The organism is Pseudomonas sp. GV105 (assembly GCF_003058185.1).
GTDB lineage: Bacteria > Pseudomonadota > Gammaproteobacteria > Pseudomonadales > Pseudomonadaceae > Aquipseudomonas > Aquipseudomonas veronii.
The window spans coordinates 179,120-196,082 of the sequence record NZ_QBUF01000006.1; the positions used below are offsets into that span (position 1 = coordinate 179,120).

The following is a 16,963-nucleotide window of genomic DNA, read 5'->3' on the forward strand; positions in this document are numbered from 1 at the left end:
CACCGTCTCAAGGCAAAGGGAGTGCCGCGAGATTAAGTCAGTTGGGTTTCAGTAATATGACTGTCACTCAACCGTAAAAATGTGAGAGCGGGCTTGCTCCCACATTGTTTAAGCGCGCCGTCCGTGAAGTCAGCTCAATTCCAGCCAGATCGGTGCATGGTCCGAGGGTTTTTCCAGGCCGCGCAGTTCGTAGTCCACCCCAGCATCCTTGACCCTGGGCAGCAAGCCGTTGGACGCCAGGATCACATCGATACGCAGGCCACGCTTGGGTTCATCTTCAAACCCGCGACTGCGGTAGTCGAACCAGCTGAAGCGGTCGGTCACGTCGGGGTTGAGGTGGCGGAAGCTGTCCACCAGGCCCCAGTTCTTCAGGCGGGCCATCCACTCGCGCTCTTCCGGCAGGAAGCTGCACTTGCCGGTTTTCAGCCAGCGCTTGGCATTGTCGGGGCCAATGCCGATGTCGCAGTCTTCCGGGGAAATATTCACATCGCCCATTACCACCAGCGCCTGGTCGTTGCTGAACTGGCTTTCCAGCAACTGTTGCAGGTCTGCGTAGAAGCGCTGCTTGGCCGGGAACTTGGTGGGGTGGTCGCGGCTTTCGCCTTGGGGGAAATAGCCGTTCATGATGGTGATCGGGTTGCCTTGCGCATCGGCGAAGGTGCCCCAGATAAAGCGACGCTGGGCGTCTTCTTCATCGCTGGCAAAGCCTTTGTGTACGCTCAGCGCTTCCTGGCGCGAGAGCAGGGCCACGCCGTAGTGGCCTTTCTGGCCGTGGTAGTACACGTGATACCCCAGGGCCTGCACTTCGGCCAGCGGGAACTGGTCGTCGTGGACCTTGGTTTCCTGTAGGCCGATCACATCGGGTTGATGCTTTTCAATCAGCGCCGCCAACTGATGCGGGCGAGCCCGTAGCCCGTTGATATTGAAAGAGACGATTTTCATGGTCGGCTGTCCAGTCTGGCAAAAGGGCGATGCTAGCCGACAAGTCGGACGGGGGCCAGCGTGGCGGTAGGACGGATGCGCTGCTAATGTCTGGGAACGACTCGCGCTGCGTAAGTTCGTACCCATAAGAACGCCGTCTTTTGAATGGCGCCCAGGGAGATTCACTGTATGTCTGACACTTCAACTGCGATTGCCGAAATCCGCCTGCTCAATAGCGACTATTCCAGCGAAGCGCGCTCCCTGCTGTACCAGGCTTATCGCCATGAGCCGACGTTCGCCTACATCTTCGAAGCTGAGCGGCCGGGGTATGAGCAGCGGGTCCGTGCCACCGTGCGCGAGTTGGTCAAACAGCATTTCTTCCAGAAGCTTCCCGCCATCGGCCTGTTCGTCGACGACCGACTGATCGGCGTTGCGTTGATCGCGCCACCCCAGCGGCGCCTGGGCATCACCGAGAGCTGGGCGTGGCAATTGCGCATGTGGTTGAGCACCGGTGTGCGGGGGACGCGGCGTTACCTGGATTATCACCAGGCGGTGCTGGCGTGCCTGCCCAGCGATTCGGTGCATGTGTTGCCGTTGCTGGGTATTCACCCGCAATTCCAGGGCAAGCACTTCGGTGAGCAACTGCTCGGCGCGGTACACAACTGGTGCGCCGAGGACCCGCATTCGTCCGGTGTGGTGCTCGATACCGGCAACTCACGTTACCTGGAGTTCTACAAGCGTCAGGGTTATGAGGAAATCGGCGAAGTTGCTGTAGGACCGATCCTGGAGCATGTGTTTTTTCATGCCAATCCACAGCCGTTACAGGCTGTAACGACTTGAGTCAGGATTTTCAGATAAATCTGAGTTCAAAGAGTCTCTCCAGCTCGTGTAGCATCCGCGCCTATGAAGTTTCCAGGAAGATTCACCAGCGGCTTGATTCTGCTGTTCACAAGCTGCGGCGCTTTGGCGCAAAGCGAACTGGACGTGCGAGTCAAACCCTCAAACGACGCGTTGAAAGCCAACATCGAAGGCTACATCGGCGGGGTAGGCGATCGCGATGAAGAAGCGTTGCTGCGCTTCAGCCGTGGCGCCGAAGAGCAGGCGCGCAAAGCGGCCCAGGCCTTGGGCTTCTATCAGCCGCAGATCAGCAGTGATGTGCAGGGCGGCAAGAACCCGCGCCTGACCCTGACCATCGAGCCCGGCGAACCGGTGCATTTGCGCGACGTGACCATTCGGGTCGACGGCCCGGCCGCCGCCCTCAAAGCCTTTCGTGTGCCTGCCAGCCGCGACCTTGAATCCGGTGCCGTGCTCAACCACGGCCATTACGAAGACGCCAAGCGTCTGATCCAGAACCAGGCCTCGCGCTACGGCTTTTTCAATGGGCGCTTTACCCGCCAGACCCTGTCGGTCGACCCCAAGGCGGGCGTCGCCGATATCGAACTGGTGTATGACAGCGGCCCGCGCTACACCTTGGGCAAGGTCAATTTTGCTGGCGATACGCCGTTCGATGAAGAACTGTTGCAACGCATGGTGCCGTTCAAAAACGGCGCGCCCTACGATTCCGAACTGATTGCCGAGTTGAACCAGAACCTGCAAGCCAGCGGCTTTTTCGAAGGCGTGCGGGTGGACGCCGCGCCGGCTGCGTCGGCCAACGATGTGATCCCGGTCGCAGTGCAACTGGAAACCCGCAAGCCACGCACCATGGGCCTGGGCCTCGGCTTTTCCACCGACGTCGGCCCGCGCGGCAAAGCCAACTGGACGCGCCACTGGGTCAATCCGCAGGGCCACAGTTATGGCTGGGAAGCCGAATTGTCGGCGCCACGGCAGAACGTCGGCCTGTGGTACGACATCCCGCTCGACCCACCGCTTACCGACAAACTGCGTTTTGCCGGCGGCTACCAGAATGAAGAACTGGCCAACACCGACACCCTGAGTAAATTGCTCACCCTCGGCCCGGAATGGCACAGCAAGTTGCCCAGCGGCTGGACCCGGGTGGTCTCCCTCAAGTGGCAGCGTGAAGAATATCGCCTGGGCGATGACTCGGGCCTGAGCAACCTGTTGATGCCGGGGCTCAGCTATTCCTATTTGCGCAGCGACAACCGCATCGATCCCCACCACGGCTATCGCCTGCAATTCGACACCAAGCTGGCCAAGGAAGGCTTCGGCTCCGACACCAACCTGCTTTACGGCACGGCCATGGTCAAAGGCCTGACCACCGTGTGGGACAAGCACCGCTTCCTCGCGCGGGCGCAGATCGGCGGCAGCGCCACCAACGGCTACAAGTCGGTGCCGCCGTCGCTGCGTTTCTTTGCCGGTGGCGACCAGAGCGTGCGTGGTTACGAGTACCAGACCCTGTCGCCGGAGAACGACCGTGGCGACCGCATCGGTGGCCGCTACATGGTGGCCTTGAGCGCCGAGTATCAATACTCCATCGCCGAAAAATGGCGGATCGCGACCTTTATCGACCAGGGCAACTCCTTCAACACCCTGGAAATGCCAAGCCTGAAAACCGGCGTGGGCGTCGGCCTGCGCTGGGTGTCGCCCGTCGGGCCGATTCGCCTTGACCTGGCCCATGCCCTGGAAGACCCGGGCGGTATCCGTTTGCACTTTTCCATGGGGCCTGAGCTGTGATGCGTGGTTTGAAAATAGCCGGGCTGGCTGCCGTTGCCCTCCTGGCCATGGTGTTGCTGGCGCTGTGGACCGTACTCGGAACCCAGGCGGGCAGCCGTTGGGCGTTGGGCCAGGTGCCGGGCTTGAGCGTGGATAATTTCCAGGGCCGTTTGGGCGGCCAATGGAGTGCCGAGCATCTGCTGTGGCAGCAGGGCAGTGACCGTGTCGAGCTCAACGCGCCGACGTTCGACTGGTCGCCGGCCTGCCTGCTGCGCCTGACGCTGTGCATTGACCGGTTGGCGGTGGATCAAGTCAGCCTGCAATTTGCGCCGAGCACGGAGCCGAGCAGCGGGCCGATCCAGCTGCCGGCGCTGAAGTTGCCGGTTGCGCTCCAGTTGGGCGACGTTCGCGTCGGCAGCCTGCTGTTTAACGGCAGTGAGGAACTCAAGGGTATGCAACTGGCGGCGCATTGGACCGCCGCGGGCCTGCAGATCGATTCCGTGCATCTGCAACGCGATGATCTGGTGCTGGACCTGTCCGGGCTACTCCAACCCAGCGGTGACTGGCCGTTGACCGCCAGCGGCAACCTGAGCCTGCCTTACGCCCCCGGCGGCGCGCCGTGGACGGTGGCGTTCAGGGCCGATGGCGACCTGCTCAAGACCCTCAAGCTCGACGCCGACAGCAGCGGCTACCTGCCGGCCAAGCTCAGCGGCGAGTTGCAGCCGCTGGTGGAAAACCTGCCGGCACAGCTGCACATCACCGCCGACGCCTTCAAACCCAGCGCCGATTTGCCTGACACCCTGCAACTCAATCAACTTGACCTCACCGCCAAAGGCGACCTGGACAGCGGTTACCAATTGCTCGGCAAAGCCGTACTGCCCGCAGAAAAGGGCCCGGTGGACTTACTGCTGCAAGGTAAGGTCGATGCCAAGGGCGCGCAGATCGCCGGCCTGGATCTGAGTGCCGGTGACAAACAAAGCTTGAAACTCACGGCACAGCTGGACTGGCAGCAGGGCTTTCAAGCCGATGCGAAAATCGATTGGCTGGACTTTCCCTGGCATCGCCTCTACCCCTTGATTGACGAGCCGCAAGTCACCTTGCGCACCTTCAATGGTGAAATTTTCTATAAAGACGGCAACTACCTCGGCAACCTCAAGGCCGACCTCGATGGCCCCGCGGGCAAATTCAATGTGGTCACGCCGTTCAGCGGCGACCTCAAACAAGTGTTCCTGCCCGAGCTGAAACTGACCGCTGGCCAAGGCAAGGCCGAAGGCCACCTCAACCTGCAGTTTGCCGATGGCATCGCCTGGGACACGGCGCTCGACCTGTCGGCGCTGAACCCGGCGTATTGGGTCGCGGAGTTGCCGGGCACGCTGGCCGGACCGCTGCGCAGCAAAGGCGAGTTCAAGAACCAGCAGCTCAAACTGAGCGCCGACCTCGGCCTCAAGGGCCGTCTGCGCGGGCAGCCCGCCGTATTGGCCGCCAAGGCCGAAGGCGCGGGTGAGCAATGGACCCTGGCCAACCTGGATATCCGCCTGGGCGACAACCGCATCAACGGCAGCGGCAGCCTGCAACAACGCCTGGCCGGGCAGATCGATATCAAACTGACGCGGCTGGCCCAGCTGTGGCCGCAGTTACGCGGGCAGGTCAATGGCCGACTCGATGTGGCCGGTAGCCTCAAAGCGCCTCAAGGCAAACTCGACCTCAAGGGCCAGCAACTGGCGTTTGCCGACAATCGCCTGCAAAGCCTGAGCCTCGACGCCACGCTCGATAACGCCCAGCGCGCAAAGATCGACCTCAAGGGCAGCGGCATCCAAAGCGGCGACACCCAAGTCGGCACCCTGACAGCCAGCGCCCAGGGCGATGTCAGGCAACAGAAGGTCCAGTTGGATCTGGCCGGCCCACTGGTCAAGCTGGCCCTGGCCCTGGATGGCAACCTCGACCAAGGCAACTGGCGCGGACGCCTGGCCAGCGGTGACGTGCAGGCCGGCGGCCAGGACTGGAAGCTGCAGGCCCCGGCGAAAATCGAGCGCCTGGCCGATGGCAGGCTGACCTTCGCCGCCCACTGCTGGGTCGCGGGCCCGGCCAGCCTGTGTGCTGAAGATCAGCGCCTGATGCCTGAACCGAAGCTGCGTTACCACCTCAAGCAATTCCCCATCGATAGCCTGGCGGCCTGGTTGCCCAAGGACTTCGCCTGGCAGGGCACGCTCAACGCCGACGTACAGCTCGACCTGCCGGCCAGCGGCCCCAAAGGCGTGATCGCAGTGGATGCCAGTGGCGGCACGTTGCGCGTCAAGGACAAGCACCAGTGGCTGGATTTCCCCTACGACACGCTGCAATTGGACGCCACCCTCAACCCCAAGCGCATCGACACCCAGCTCAACTTCCAGGGCGGCAAGCTCGGTGAGTTGCGGTTGCAGGCACAGATCAACCCGCTGGCGAAAAACAAGCCGATCACCGGTACTTTCAGCCTCACCGGTCTGGACCTCACCGTGGCGCGGCCGTTTGTGCCGATGGTGGAAAAACTCAACGGCAAGCTCAACGGCAATGGCCGCATCTCCGGTGGCCTGCTGGCGCCGCTGGTCAACGGCAGCATGAACCTGGTGGGCGGCGAGATTTCCGGGGCGGAACTGCCCATCAGCCTCGAAGGCTTGAACGTACAGGCGCTGATTGCTGGCGAAAGCGTGCAACTCGATGGCCGCTGGCACAGCGGCAAGGCCGGGCAGGGCAGCCTCAAGGGCCACATCGACTGGGGGCGCGCTCTGGCGGTTGACCTCAGCCTGCAAGGCTCGCATCTGCCGGTCACCGTCGAACCTTACGCGGTGCTGGAAGTCGCGCCCGACCTGAAGATCAGCCTGAAGAACGACAAGCTCGCGATCGCCGGCAAGGTGCAGATCCCGCGGGGTGACATCACCGTGCGCGAACTGCCGCCGTCGACGGTCAAGGTCTCCGATGACACGGTGATCGTCGGCAGCCAGACCGAAGAGGGCAAGCCGCCGATGGCAATGGCAATGGATATCGACGTGGCGGTGGGTGAAGACCAGCTCAACTTCTCGGGCTTCGGCCTCACCGCCAAGGTGCAGGGGCATGTGCATATCGGCGACAACCTGGACACCCGCGGCGAGCTGTGGCTCAACGACGGCCGCTACCGTGCCTACGGCCAGAAGCTGGATGTGCGCCGTGCGCGTTTGCTGTTCGCCGGGCCGCTCGACCAGCCTTATCTGGATATCGAAGCGATCCGCAAGACCGGCGATGTCGTCGCTGGTATCCGCCTGAGCGGCAGCGCCGAACAGCCCACTACGCAGATCTTCTCCGAGCCGGCCATGAGCCAGGAGCAGGCGCTGTCCTACCTGGTGCTCGGCCGTCCGCTGAGCACCACCGGTGAAGACAACAATATGCTCGCTCAAGCCGCCCTGGGCCTGGGCTTGATGGGCAGTGCCGGCGTGACCTCGGACATTGCCAAGGACCTCGGCATCCAGGATTTCGAGCTCGACACCCAAGGCAGCGGCACCAACACCGCCGTGGTCGCCAGCGGCAAGATCTCGGAGAAGCTCAGCCTGCGTTATGGGGTCGGGGTGTTCGAGCCGGCCAGCACCATTGCCTTGCGTTACCTGTTGAGCAAGAAGGTGTACCTGGAAGTGGCCAGTGGGGTGGCCAGTTCGTTGGATATTTTCTACAAGCGCGATTTCTAGCGCCGGACTCGGTAAAAAAGTGGGAGCGGGTGCCTGCGCTCGCATATACCAAGCAAGCTAATCATTTCATTTGACATTAGCTGCCTAAGCAGTAATATCTCGTCACACATTCGCTGCCTAGGCAGTAATAAGGTGACTTCCGATGAAACACTTCACCCCGGACAACTTCCACAACTGCCGCCTCGGGCTGTTGCTGGGCCGTGCGGCGATCCTTAAAGACAAAATCATCGACATCCATATGGAACCGCACGGCATCACCGCCGCGCAGTTCAAGGTGTTGATCATCATGGCGCAGTTCGGTGTCGACACCCCGGCGGAGCTGTGCCGCCACCTGTCCCTGGACAGCGGTTCGATGACCCGCATGCTCGATCGCCTGGAGCAAAAAGGCCTGCTTGATCGCAAGCGTTCGGCGCTGGACCGTCGCCAAGTGCAACTGGTGTTGACCGATGACGGCCAGCGCCTGGCGGACAGGCTGCCGTACATCGGCGCCGAGGCGTTGAACCAGTTGGCCAGCGCACTGGAGCCGGGTGAATTGCAAATCCTGGAAAAGATCCTCATGAAAATGCTGATAGCTGCCGGTGATCCGATCACCCTGCAGCGGGTAGGTAAAGCATGAACACACGTGCCCTTTGCCTGGTGCTGGCGGCCATGAGCATGGCCGGTTGCGCCAATTTCAGCGGCCTCGACACCCAGGGCCAACGCCTCGACGCGAACACCCTGCAGACCGGTAAGTCGTTGACCGGCGTGACCCTGTCGAGCGCCGCCTGGCCCAGCGCCGACTGGTGGAAAAGCCTCGGCGATCCGCAGCTCGACGGTTTGATCCAGGAAGCCCTGCAAAACAGTCCCGACATGCAAGTGGCCAGCGCCCGTGCCCACCAGGCCGAAGCCGCCGCCTATGCCGCCAACGCCGCACGCCTGCCGACCCTGGACGCCAGCGCCGGTGTGAGCCGTTCGCGCCTGGCCAGGGACAAGGACCCGCTGGGGCAGGGCGATGCCTACTCGACGGTGCGAAACATCGGCGCCAGCTTCAACTACAACTTCGACCTCTGGGGCGGCCAGCGTGCTGCCTGGGAAGCCGCGTTGGGCCAGGCCCGCGCCGCCGAAGTCGACCAGCAGGCCGCGCGCCTGACCCTGGCGGCCGATGTGGCCAAGGCCTACAGCGACCTGGGCCAGGCGCATATCGTGCGGGACCTGGCCAATGACGACCTCAAGCGCACCCGGCAAATGCTCAGCCTGAGCCAGCGCCGCCTGAACTCGGGCATCGACAGCCGGTACCAGTACCAGCAGACCGAAAGCCTGGAAGCCAGCTCCCAGTCGCAACTGATCGATGCGGAAAAACAACTGCAGAGCGCGAAAATCGCCCTGGCGGTATTGCTCGGCAAAGGCCCGGACCGCGGCAACGAACTGGCGCGCCCGGCGGTGCTCAAGCCTAGCGCCGTCGCTGTGCCCTCGGTGCTGCCCGCCGAACTGCTGGGCCGGCGCCCGGACCTGATCGCCGCACGTTGGCGGGTGGAAGCGGCGAGCAAGAACATCGCCGCCGGCAAGGCCAGCTTCTACCCCAACCTCAACCTGAGCGCGAGCGCCGGGGCGGAGTCGTTGCTGGGGGATGCGATGTTCGGTTCGGCCAGCCGCTTCTTCAACATTGCGCCGACGATTTCGCTGCCGATTTTCGATGGCGGCCGCCTGCGCGCCAACCTCGATGCGCGCGATGCCGACTATGACCTGGCCGTGGCCCAGTACAACAAAACCCTGGTGCAAGCCCTCGGCGATATCGGCAACAGCCTTTCACAACTGCGCGAAACCGGTCGGCAAATCCAGGCCCAGCAACACGCCGCGGACATTGCCCAGCAGTCCTACGACACCGCGATGCAGCGTTACAGCTCCGGGATCGGCAACTACCTGGACGTGCTCAGCATCGAGCAGCAATTGCTGCAGGCCCAGCGTCAGCTGGCGACCTTGAACGCCGCGCAAATCGATCTGTCGATCCAATTGATGCAAGCCCTGGGTGGCGGCTACGACGCCGCAAATGTGGCATCGACCACCCCAGCTACACGCACGGAATAATTTGAGGTAACTGACATGGCCACTGCCGAAAGCAACAACGCAACGGGAACGCCCGATAACAACCCGCGCAAACGCAAAGTCATGCTGGTCGGCCTGGTGCTGATCGTCATCCTCGGCGTGGTCGGCGTGTGGGGCTGGTATGAACTCTACGGTCGCTTCAATGAAAGCACCGACGACGCCTACGTGAACGGCAACGTGGTGGAAATCACCCCGCTGGTCACCGGCACCGTGGTCAGCATCGGCGCCGACGATGGCGACCTGGTCCACGAAGGCCAGGTGCTGATCAACTTCGACCCCAACGACGCGGCGGTCGGCCTGCAAAGTGCGCAGGCCAACCTGGCCCGCACCGTGCGCCAGGTGCGGGGCTTGTACAGCAACGTCGACGGCATGAAAGCCCAGGTCAATGCGCAGAAAGCCGACGTGCAAACTGCCCAGGACAACTACAACCGGCGTAAGACCCTGGCCCAGGGCGGGGCGATTTCCCAGGAAGAACTGTCCCACGCCCGCGACAGCCTGACCGCGGCCAAGAATGCCCTGACCAACCTTGAGCAGCAGCTCAAAAGCAGCAACGCCCTGGTCGACGACACGGTGATCTCGTCCCATCCGGACGTGCAAGCCGCCGCCGCGCAACTGCGCCAGGCCTACCTGGCTAATGCGCGCAGCACCCTGATCGCCCCCGTCACCGGCTATGTGGCCAAGCGCACCGTGCAACTGGGTCAGCGCGTGCAGCCGGGGACGGCGTTGATGGCGGTGATCCCGCTGAACCAGTTGTGGATCGACGCCAACTTCAAGGAAACCCAACTGCGCAATATGCGTATCGGCCAACCGGTGGACATCGAAGCAGACATTTACGGCAGCGATGTGAAGTTCAGCGGCACCATCGACAGCCTCGGCGCCGGCACCGGCAGCGCGTTTGCCTTGCTGCCTGCGCAGAACGCCACCGGCAACTGGATCAAGATCGTGCAACGGGTGCCGGTACGCATCCACGTCAATGCCGAAGAACTGGCCAAACACCCCCTGCGGGTGGGCTTGAGCACGGTGGTCAACGTCGACCTGCACGACCGCAGCGGCCCGGTACTGGCGCAACAGGCACCCCAAAAGGCCTCGTTCACCACCAACGTGTATGACCGCCAGTTGGCCGAAGCCGATGCCATGATCACCCAGTTGATTCATGACAACAGCCTCGCCGCGCCCAAGGCTGTGCAACGCTGATGAGCCATAACGCGTCTTTCTCGCCACCCAGCTTGGTGATGGCCACGATTGGCCTGTCGCTGGCGACCTTCATGCAGGTGCTCGATACCACGATCGCCAACGTGGCGTTGCCGACCATTTCCGGCAACCTTGGCGTGAGTTCGGAGCAGGGCACCTGGGTGATCACCTCGTTTGCGGTGAGCAACGCCATTGCCCTGCCGCTGACCGGCTGGTTGAGCCGGCGCTTCGGCGAGGTGAAGCTGTTTCTCTGGGCCACCGTGCTGTTTGTGCTGGCCTCGTTTCTCTGCGGTATTTCCACGTCGATGCCCGAGCTGATCGGCTTTCGGGTGTTGCAAGGCCTGGTGGCGGGGCCGTTGTACCCGATGACCCAGACGTTGCTGATCGCGGTCTACCCGCCGGCGAGGCGCGGCATGGCCCTGGCACTGCTGGCGATGGTCACGGTGGTGGCGCCGATTGCCGGTCCCATCCTCGGCGGCTGGATCACCGACAGCTACAGCTGGCCGTGGATCTTCTTCATCAACGTGCCCATCGGCATCTTTGCGGTGATGGTGGTGCGTTCGCAGTTGAAGAAACGCCCGGTGGTCACCAGCTACCAGCCGATGGACTATGTGGGGTTGTTGAGCTTGATCGTCGGGGTCGGCGCGTTGCAGATCATCCTCGACAAGGGCAACGACCTGGACTGGTTCGAATCCAACTTCATCATCGTGGGGGCGGCGATTTCGGTGATTGCCCTGGCGGTGTTCATCATCTGGGAGATGACCGACAAACACCCAGTGGTCAACCTGCGGCTGTTTGCCTACCGCAACTTCCGCATCGGCACCATCGTGCTGGTCCTCGGCTACGCGGGCTTCTTCGGCATCAACCTGATCCTGCCGCAGTGGCTGCAAACCCAGATGGGCTACACCGCGACCTGGGCCGGCCTGGCCGTGGCGCCGATCGGTATTCTGCCGGTGCTGATGTCGCCGTTTGTCGGCAAGTACGCGCACCGATTCGACCTGCGCGTCCTGGCGGGCCTGGCGTTCCTGGCGATTGGCTTGAGCTGCTTCATGCGCGCCAGCTTCACCAATGAGGTGGACTTCCAGCACATCGCCCTGGTGCAGCTGTTCATGGGCATCGGCGTGGCGCTGTTCTTCATGCCGACCTTGAGCATCCTGATGTCCGACCTGCCGCCGCACCAGATCGCCGACGGCGCCGGCCTGGCGACGTTCCTGCGGACCCTGGGCGGCAGCTTCGCGGCCTCGCTGACCACCTGGATCTGGATTCGCCGCGCCGACCAGCACCATGCGTACATGAGCGAGAACATGACCACCTACGACGCGGCGACCCGCGATGCGTTGAATGCGTTGGGCGGCGCGGGGCAAAAGGCCTACGCCCAACTCGACCAGATCCTCACCAGCCAGGCGTACATGATGTCCACCGTGGATTACTTCACGTTGCTGGGGTGGATGTTCATGGGCTTGATGCTGCTGGTGTGGCTGGCCAAACCGCCGTTTACCGCGAAGGCGGGACCGGCTGCATCAGGGCACTGATCAGCCAAGGCTGGAATGCAATCAGCCAGGGCTGAAATGCAATCAACCAGGGTTGGAATGCAATCAACTGTGGGAGGGGGCTTGCCCCCGATAGCGGTGTATCAGTCAGCCTATTTGAAGCTGACCCACTGCCATCGGGGGCAAGCCCCCTCCCACAGTTGATCAGGCGCCGGGCAGTGCCAGTTGCGGATTGACGAAGTCAAACGCCGCCAGCTGAAACCCTTGCTCATCCACCTGCAATGCCCAGCCTTGCTTGTCCCAATCCCCCAGCACAATACGCTTGGCCGCCTGATCGCCGATCTGCAACTTATGAATGGCGGGGCGGTGCGTATGGCCGTGGACCAGGGTACGCACACCGAACTGCTGCATCACCCGCGGCACTTCCTCGGGGGTGACGTCGACAATGTCGTTGGCTTTCATCCGCGTCTGCGCCCGGCTTTCGTTGCGCAGCTTGCGCGCCAGTTTGTGGCGGGTGCGCAAGGGCAGGTGACGCAGGATAAACAGCACAATCGGGTTGCGCAGGATGCGCCGCAGCTTCATATAGCCGACGTCGCGGGTGCAGAGGCTGTCGCCGTGCATCAGCAGCACGGGCTCGCCGGCGAGTTGCACGACGCTCGGGTCCTTGAGCAGCTTGGCGCCTGCGGCTTTGCAGAACGTCTTGCCGATCAGGAAGTCGCGGTTGCCGTGCATGATGAAAATCGCGGTGCCGCTGTCGCTCAGTTCGCGCAGGGCCGCGCAAATCGAGCGCTGGAAAGGGGTGATCCCATCGTCGCCAACCCAGGCTTCAAAGAAGTCCCCGAGGATGTACAACGCCTGGGCGCCACGGGCGCGGCCGTGGAGTAAATCCAGAAACGCCCGGGTAATGTCCGGGCGTTCCTCTTCCAGATGCAAGTCTGAAATCAGCAATATCACTCAATGATCTCGGCTTTCTCGATGATCACGTCGTCTGCTGGCACGTCTTGGTGGCCGGCTTTGCTGGTGGTGGCAACGCCTTTGATCTTGTCGACGACGTCAGTGCCTTCGGTGACTTTACCGAACACCGCGTAGCCCCAGCCCTGCACGTTCTTGCCGCTGTGGTTGAGGAAGGCGTTGTCGGCGACGTTGATGAAGAACTGCGCGGAGGCCGAATGCGGCTCCATGGTACGGGCCATGGCGACGGTGTATTTGTCGTTGGAAAGGCCGTTGTCCGCTTCGTTCTGGATGCTTGGGCGCTTGTCTTTCTTTTCTTTCATGCCAGGCTCGAAACCGCCGCCCTGGACCATGAAGTTGCCGATGACACGGTGGAAAACGGTGTTTTCGTAGTGGCCGGCTTTCACGTATTCAATGAAGTTGGCGACGGTGATCGGCGCTTTCTCGGCGTTCAGCTCGATGACGATGTCACCGTGGTTGGTGGTCAGTTTGACTTGAGTCATGTGTACTACTCTTTTCAGGGAATTCGTGGGTTCGGGCGCTGTGCGCCTGACCTGTTTGGCTAAACGTTGGCCAAGACGCGCAGTTTAGCGTGCCCTGCGGGAATTTCGAGGTGGTTTTTTACCGCCCGGGCAATTAAAGCAGCAGTTTTTGGCCGCACCCTGTCAGGCGGTTGACCGCTTCGGCTATGATAAGCCCTTTGTTTTATCTGGCCTGCCCAAGGCCACGTACTCGTCTGTTCAAGGATAATATGAGCAAGCCCACTGTCGACCCTACCTCGAACGCCAAGGCCGGTCCTGCCGCCACGGTCAATTTCCTGCGCCCGATCATCCAGGCGGACCTGGATTCGGGCAAGCACACGCAGATCGTCACGCGCTTTCCGCCGGAGCCCAACGGCTACCTGCACATCGGTCACGCCAAGTCGATCTGTGTGAACTTCGGTCTGGCCCAGGAGTTCGGTGGCGTCACGCACCTGCGTTTCGACGATACCAACCCGGCCAAGGAAGACCAGGAATACATCGACGCCATCGAAAGCGACATCAAGTGGCTGGGCTTCGAATGGTCCGGTGAAGTGCGCTATGCGTCCAAGTATTTCGACCAGTTGTTCGACTGGGCCATCGTGCTGATCAAGGCCGGCAAGGCCTACGTCGACGACCTCACCCCTGAACAGGCCAAGGAATACCGTGGCACGCTGACCGAACCGGGCAAGAACAGCCCGTTCCGCGACCGTTCGGTGGAAGAGAACCTGGACTGGTTCGCCCGCATGCGCGCCGGTGAGTTCGCAGACGGTGCCCGTGTACTGCGTGCCAAGATCGACATGGCCTCGCCGAACATGAACCTGCGCGACCCGATCATGTACCGCATCCGCCATGCCCATCACCACCAGACCGGTGACAAGTGGTGCATCTACCCGAACTACGACTTCACCCACGGTCAGTCGGACGCCATCGAAGGCATCACCCACTCCATCTGCACCCTGGAGTTCGAAAGTCACCGTCCGCTGTACGAATGGTTCCTGGAGCACCTGCCGGTTCCGGCACACCCGCGCCAGTACGAATTCAGCCGCCTGAACCTGAACTACACCATCACCAGCAAGCGCAAGCTCAAGCAACTGGTGGATGAACAGCACGTCAACGGCTGGGACGACCCGCGCATGTCGACGCTGTCGGGCTTCCGCCGTCGCGGCTACACGCCCAAGTCCATCCGCAACTTCTGCGAAATGGTCGGCACCAACCGTTCCGACGGCGTGGTCGACTTCGGCATGCTCGAATTCAGCATCCGTGACGACCTCGACCACAGCGCCCCGCGCGCCATGTGCGTGCTGCGCCCGCTGAAAGTCGTGATCACCAACTACCCGGAAGGCCAGGTCGAGAACCTCGAACTGCCACGCCACCCGAAAGAAGACATGGGCGTGCGCGCACTGCCGTTCGCCCGTGAAATCTACATCGACCGTGACGACTTCATGGAAGAGCCGCCAAAAGGCTACAAGCGCCTGGAACCTACCGGCGAAGTGCGCCTGCGCGGCAGCTACGTGATCCGCGCCGACGAAGCGATCAAGGACGCCGCGGGCAACATCGTCGAACTGCGCTGCTCGTATGATCCAGAAACCCTGGGCAAGAACCCTGAAGGCCGCAAGGTCAAGGGCGTGATCCACTGGGTGCCGGCCGCCGCCAGCGTCGAGTGCGAAGTGCGTCTGTACGACCGTCTGTTCCGTTCGCCGAACCCTGAGAAAGCCGAAGACAGCGCGAGCTTCCTCGACAACATCAATCCGAACTCCCTGCAAGTACTCACGGGTTGTCGTGCCGAGCCATCCCTTGGCAATGCACAGCCGGAAGACCGTTTCCAGTTCGAGCGCGAAGGCTACTTCTGCGCGGATATCAAGGACTCGAAACCTGGCCATCCGGTATTCAACCGTACCGTGACCTTGCGTGATTCGTGGGGCCAGTGATTTAAGGAACCGTCGTGCTAACGATCTACAACACGCTCAGCAAGAGCAAAGAAGTCTTCAAGCCGCTGGATGGCAACAAGGTACGCATGTACGTGTGCGGCATGACCGTGTACGACTACTGCCACATCGGCCACGGCCGCAGCATGGTCGCCTTTGACCTGGTGACCCGCTGGTTGCGTTTCAGCGGCTACGACTTGACCTATGTGCGCAACATCACCGACATCGACGACAAGATCATCAACCGCGCCAAGGAAAACGGCGAGCCGTTCGACGCCCTGACCGCGCGCATGATCGCCGCTATGCACGAGGACGAGGCGCGCCTCAACATCCTTAAGCCGGACATGGAACCGCGTGCCACGGACCATATCCCGGGCATGCACGCGATGATCCAGACCTTGATCGACAAGGGCTACGCCTACGCTCCAGGCAATGGCGACGTGTACTACCGCGTCGCCAAGTTCATGGGCTACGGCAAGCTGTCGCGCAAGAAAATCGAAGACCTGCGCATCGGCGCGCGCATCGAAGTCGACGAAGCCAAGCAAGACCCGCTCGACTTCGTGCTGTGGAAAGGCACCAAGCCCGGCGAGCCAAGCTGGGAATCGCCTTGGGGCGCCGGGCGTCCGGGCTGGCACATCGAATGCTCGGTGATGTCCACCTGCTGCCTGGGCGAGACCTTCGACATTCATGGCGGCGGCAGCGACCTCGAGTTCCCGCACCACGAAAACGAAATCGCCCAAAGCGAAGCCGCCACCGGCAAGACCTACGCCAACGCCTGGATGCACTGCGGCATGATCCGCATCAATGGCGAGAAGATGTCCAAGTCCTTGAACAACTTCTTCACCATCCGCGACGTGCTGGAAAAGTACCACCCGGAGGTGGTCCGCTACCTGCTGGTGTCCAGCCACTACCGCAGCGCGATCAACTATTCGGAAGACAACCTCAAGGACGCCAAAGGCGCCCTGGAGCGTTTCTACCACGCGTTGAAAGGCCTGCCCTCCGTGGCCCCGGCCGGCGGCGAAGCGTTCGTGGCCCGGTTCACCGAAGTGATGAACGACGACTTCGGCACACCGGAAGCCTGCGCGGTGCTGTTCGAGATGGTGCGCGAGATCAACCGCCTGCGTGAGAGCGATCTCGACGCAGCGGCCGGTCTGGCTGCACGCCTGAAAGAACTGGCCAGCGTGCTGGGCGTGTTGCAGATGGAAGCCGATGACTTCCTGCAAGCCGGCGCCGAAGGGCGTGTGGATGCGGCTGAAGTGGACGCGCTGATCCAGGCGCGCTTGACGGCGCGGGCCAACAAGGACTGGGCGGAGTCCGACCGGATCCGTGACCAACTGACCGCGATGGGTGTGGTGTTGGAAGACGGCAAGGGTGGGACGACGTGGCGCTTGGCTGATCAGGCTTGATCAGTAAACGCTGAATGAAAAACGCCCCGACTGGTTCGGGGCGTTTTTCATTTTGGGTTCAGCGAAACATGCGCGAAGGGCCGGTCTTCGTAACGCTGTCGGAACACGGCTTCGAGCGGTAGCCAACCTGCGACGTTCTGGAAAAAGCCCATTTGCTTTGACGCCCGCCCAATC

The 16,963-nt window shown here is 62.1% G+C and carries 12 protein-coding genes; 9 read left to right on the forward strand and 3 right to left on the reverse strand.

The window, feature by feature from the left end:
• Positions 1 to 129: 129 nt before the first annotated feature.
• Complete coding sequence (gene xthA / locus C8K66_RS13505; RefSeq protein ID WP_046382874.1) at positions 130 to 942, reverse strand: exodeoxyribonuclease III; 813 nt, start codon at positions 940 to 942, stop codon at positions 130 to 132.
• A 168-nt stretch (positions 943 to 1,110) separates the two neighbouring features.
• Between xthA and C8K66_RS13510 the strand changes: the two genes are divergently transcribed.
• The 7 genes from C8K66_RS13510 to C8K66_RS13540 all read left to right on the forward strand — a co-directional run bounded on the left by C8K66_RS13510 (position 1,111) and on the right by C8K66_RS13540 (position 12,028).
• Positions 1,111 to 1,761, forward strand: coding sequence for an N-acetyltransferase (locus C8K66_RS13510; protein ID WP_017848104.1), 651 nt, complete (start codon positions 1,111 to 1,113; stop codon positions 1,759 to 1,761).
• A gap of 63 nt (positions 1,762 to 1,824) precedes the next feature.
• Positions 1,825 to 3,552, forward strand: a complete 1,728-nt coding sequence (locus tag C8K66_RS13515) for an autotransporter assembly complex family protein (protein ID WP_017848103.1) — start codon at positions 1,825 to 1,827, stop codon at positions 3,550 to 3,552.
• On the forward strand, positions 3,552 to 7,223 hold the full coding sequence (locus C8K66_RS13520; protein ID WP_108525071.1) for a translocation/assembly module TamB domain-containing protein: 3,672 nt from the start codon (positions 3,552 to 3,554) through the stop codon (positions 7,221 to 7,223). The genes C8K66_RS13515 and C8K66_RS13520 overlap by 1 nt, the downstream gene beginning before the upstream one ends.
• Positions 7,224 to 7,365: 142 nt before the next feature.
• Positions 7,366 to 7,839, forward strand: a complete 474-nt coding sequence (locus C8K66_RS13525) for a MarR family winged helix-turn-helix transcriptional regulator (RefSeq protein WP_108525073.1) — start codon at positions 7,366 to 7,368, stop codon at positions 7,837 to 7,839.
• The gene (locus C8K66_RS13530) at positions 7,836 to 9,287 is read left to right on the forward strand and encodes an efflux transporter outer membrane subunit (protein WP_046484984.1); all 1,452 of its coding nucleotides are present in this window, start codon (positions 7,836 to 7,838) and stop codon (positions 9,285 to 9,287) included. Before C8K66_RS13525 ends, C8K66_RS13530 begins: the two co-directional genes overlap by 4 nt.
• Positions 9,288 to 9,302: 15 nt before the next feature.
• Positions 9,303 to 10,499, forward strand: coding sequence for an efflux RND transporter periplasmic adaptor subunit (locus C8K66_RS13535; RefSeq protein ID WP_108525075.1), 1,197 nt, complete (start codon positions 9,303 to 9,305; stop codon positions 10,497 to 10,499).
• The gene (locus C8K66_RS13540; RefSeq protein ID WP_046382879.1) at positions 10,499 to 12,028 is read left to right on the forward strand and encodes a DHA2 family efflux MFS transporter permease subunit; all 1,530 of its coding nucleotides are present in this window, start codon (positions 10,499 to 10,501) and stop codon (positions 12,026 to 12,028) included. Before C8K66_RS13535 ends, C8K66_RS13540 begins: the two co-directional genes overlap by 1 nt.
• Positions 12,029 to 12,190: 162 nt before the next feature.
• Here C8K66_RS13540 and lpxH read toward each other — a convergent pair whose 3' ends face one another.
• Together lpxH and C8K66_RS13550 are read right to left on the reverse strand one after the other, a co-directional pair.
• Positions 12,191 to 12,940 (reverse strand): UDP-2,3-diacylglucosamine diphosphatase, encoded by a 750-nt coding sequence (lpxH, locus tag C8K66_RS13545; RefSeq protein WP_057004440.1) that lies wholly within the window; start codon positions 12,938 to 12,940, stop codon positions 12,191 to 12,193.
• Complete coding sequence (locus C8K66_RS13550) at positions 12,937 to 13,440, reverse strand: peptidylprolyl isomerase (RefSeq protein WP_017848096.1); 504 nt, start codon at positions 13,438 to 13,440, stop codon at positions 12,937 to 12,939. The genes lpxH and C8K66_RS13550 overlap by 4 nt, the downstream gene beginning before the upstream one ends.
• Before the next feature lie 248 nt (positions 13,441 to 13,688).
• Between C8K66_RS13550 and C8K66_RS13555 the strand changes: the two genes are divergently transcribed.
• Positions 13,689 to 15,386 carry a glutamine--tRNA ligase/YqeY domain fusion protein gene (locus C8K66_RS13555; RefSeq protein WP_017848095.1) on the forward strand — a complete coding sequence of 566 codons (1,698 nt, stop codon included), beginning with the start codon at positions 13,689 to 13,691 and terminating at the stop codon, positions 15,384 to 15,386.
• Positions 15,387 to 15,400: 14 nt separating this feature from the next.
• On the forward strand, positions 15,401 to 16,789 hold the full coding sequence (gene cysS / locus C8K66_RS13560) for a cysteine--tRNA ligase (protein WP_108525077.1): 1,389 nt from the start codon (positions 15,401 to 15,403) through the stop codon (positions 16,787 to 16,789).
• Positions 16,790 to 16,963: the final 174 nt, after the last annotated feature.

Coding starts and splice junctions, on each gene's coding strand:
- C8K66_RS13520 (WP_108525071.1), top strand. CDS start 3,552: ATGCGTGGTTTGAAAATAGCCGGGCTGGCTGCCGTTGCCCTCCTGGCC.
- C8K66_RS13540 (WP_046382879.1), top strand. CDS start 10,499: ATGAGCCATAACGCGTCTTTCTCGCCACCCAGCTTGGTGATGGCCACG.
- C8K66_RS13530 (WP_046484984.1), top strand. CDS start 7,836: ATGAACACACGTGCCCTTTGCCTGGTGCTGGCGGCCATGAGCATGGCC.
- C8K66_RS13510 (WP_017848104.1), top strand. CDS start 1,111: ATGTCTGACACTTCAACTGCGATTGCCGAAATCCGCCTGCTCAATAGC.
- xthA (WP_046382874.1), bottom strand. CDS start 942: ATGAAAATCGTCTCTTTCAATATCAACGGGCTACGGGCTCGCCCGCAT.
- C8K66_RS13525 (WP_108525073.1), top strand. CDS start 7,366: ATGAAACACTTCACCCCGGACAACTTCCACAACTGCCGCCTCGGGCTG.
- C8K66_RS13535 (WP_108525075.1), top strand. CDS start 9,303: ATGGCCACTGCCGAAAGCAACAACGCAACGGGAACGCCCGATAACAAC.
- C8K66_RS13555 (WP_017848095.1), top strand. CDS start 13,689: ATGAGCAAGCCCACTGTCGACCCTACCTCGAACGCCAAGGCCGGTCCT.
- C8K66_RS13550 (WP_017848096.1), bottom strand. CDS start 13,440: ATGACTCAAGTCAAACTGACCACCAACCACGGTGACATCGTCATCGAG.
- C8K66_RS13515 (WP_017848103.1), top strand. CDS start 1,825: ATGAAGTTTCCAGGAAGATTCACCAGCGGCTTGATTCTGCTGTTCACA.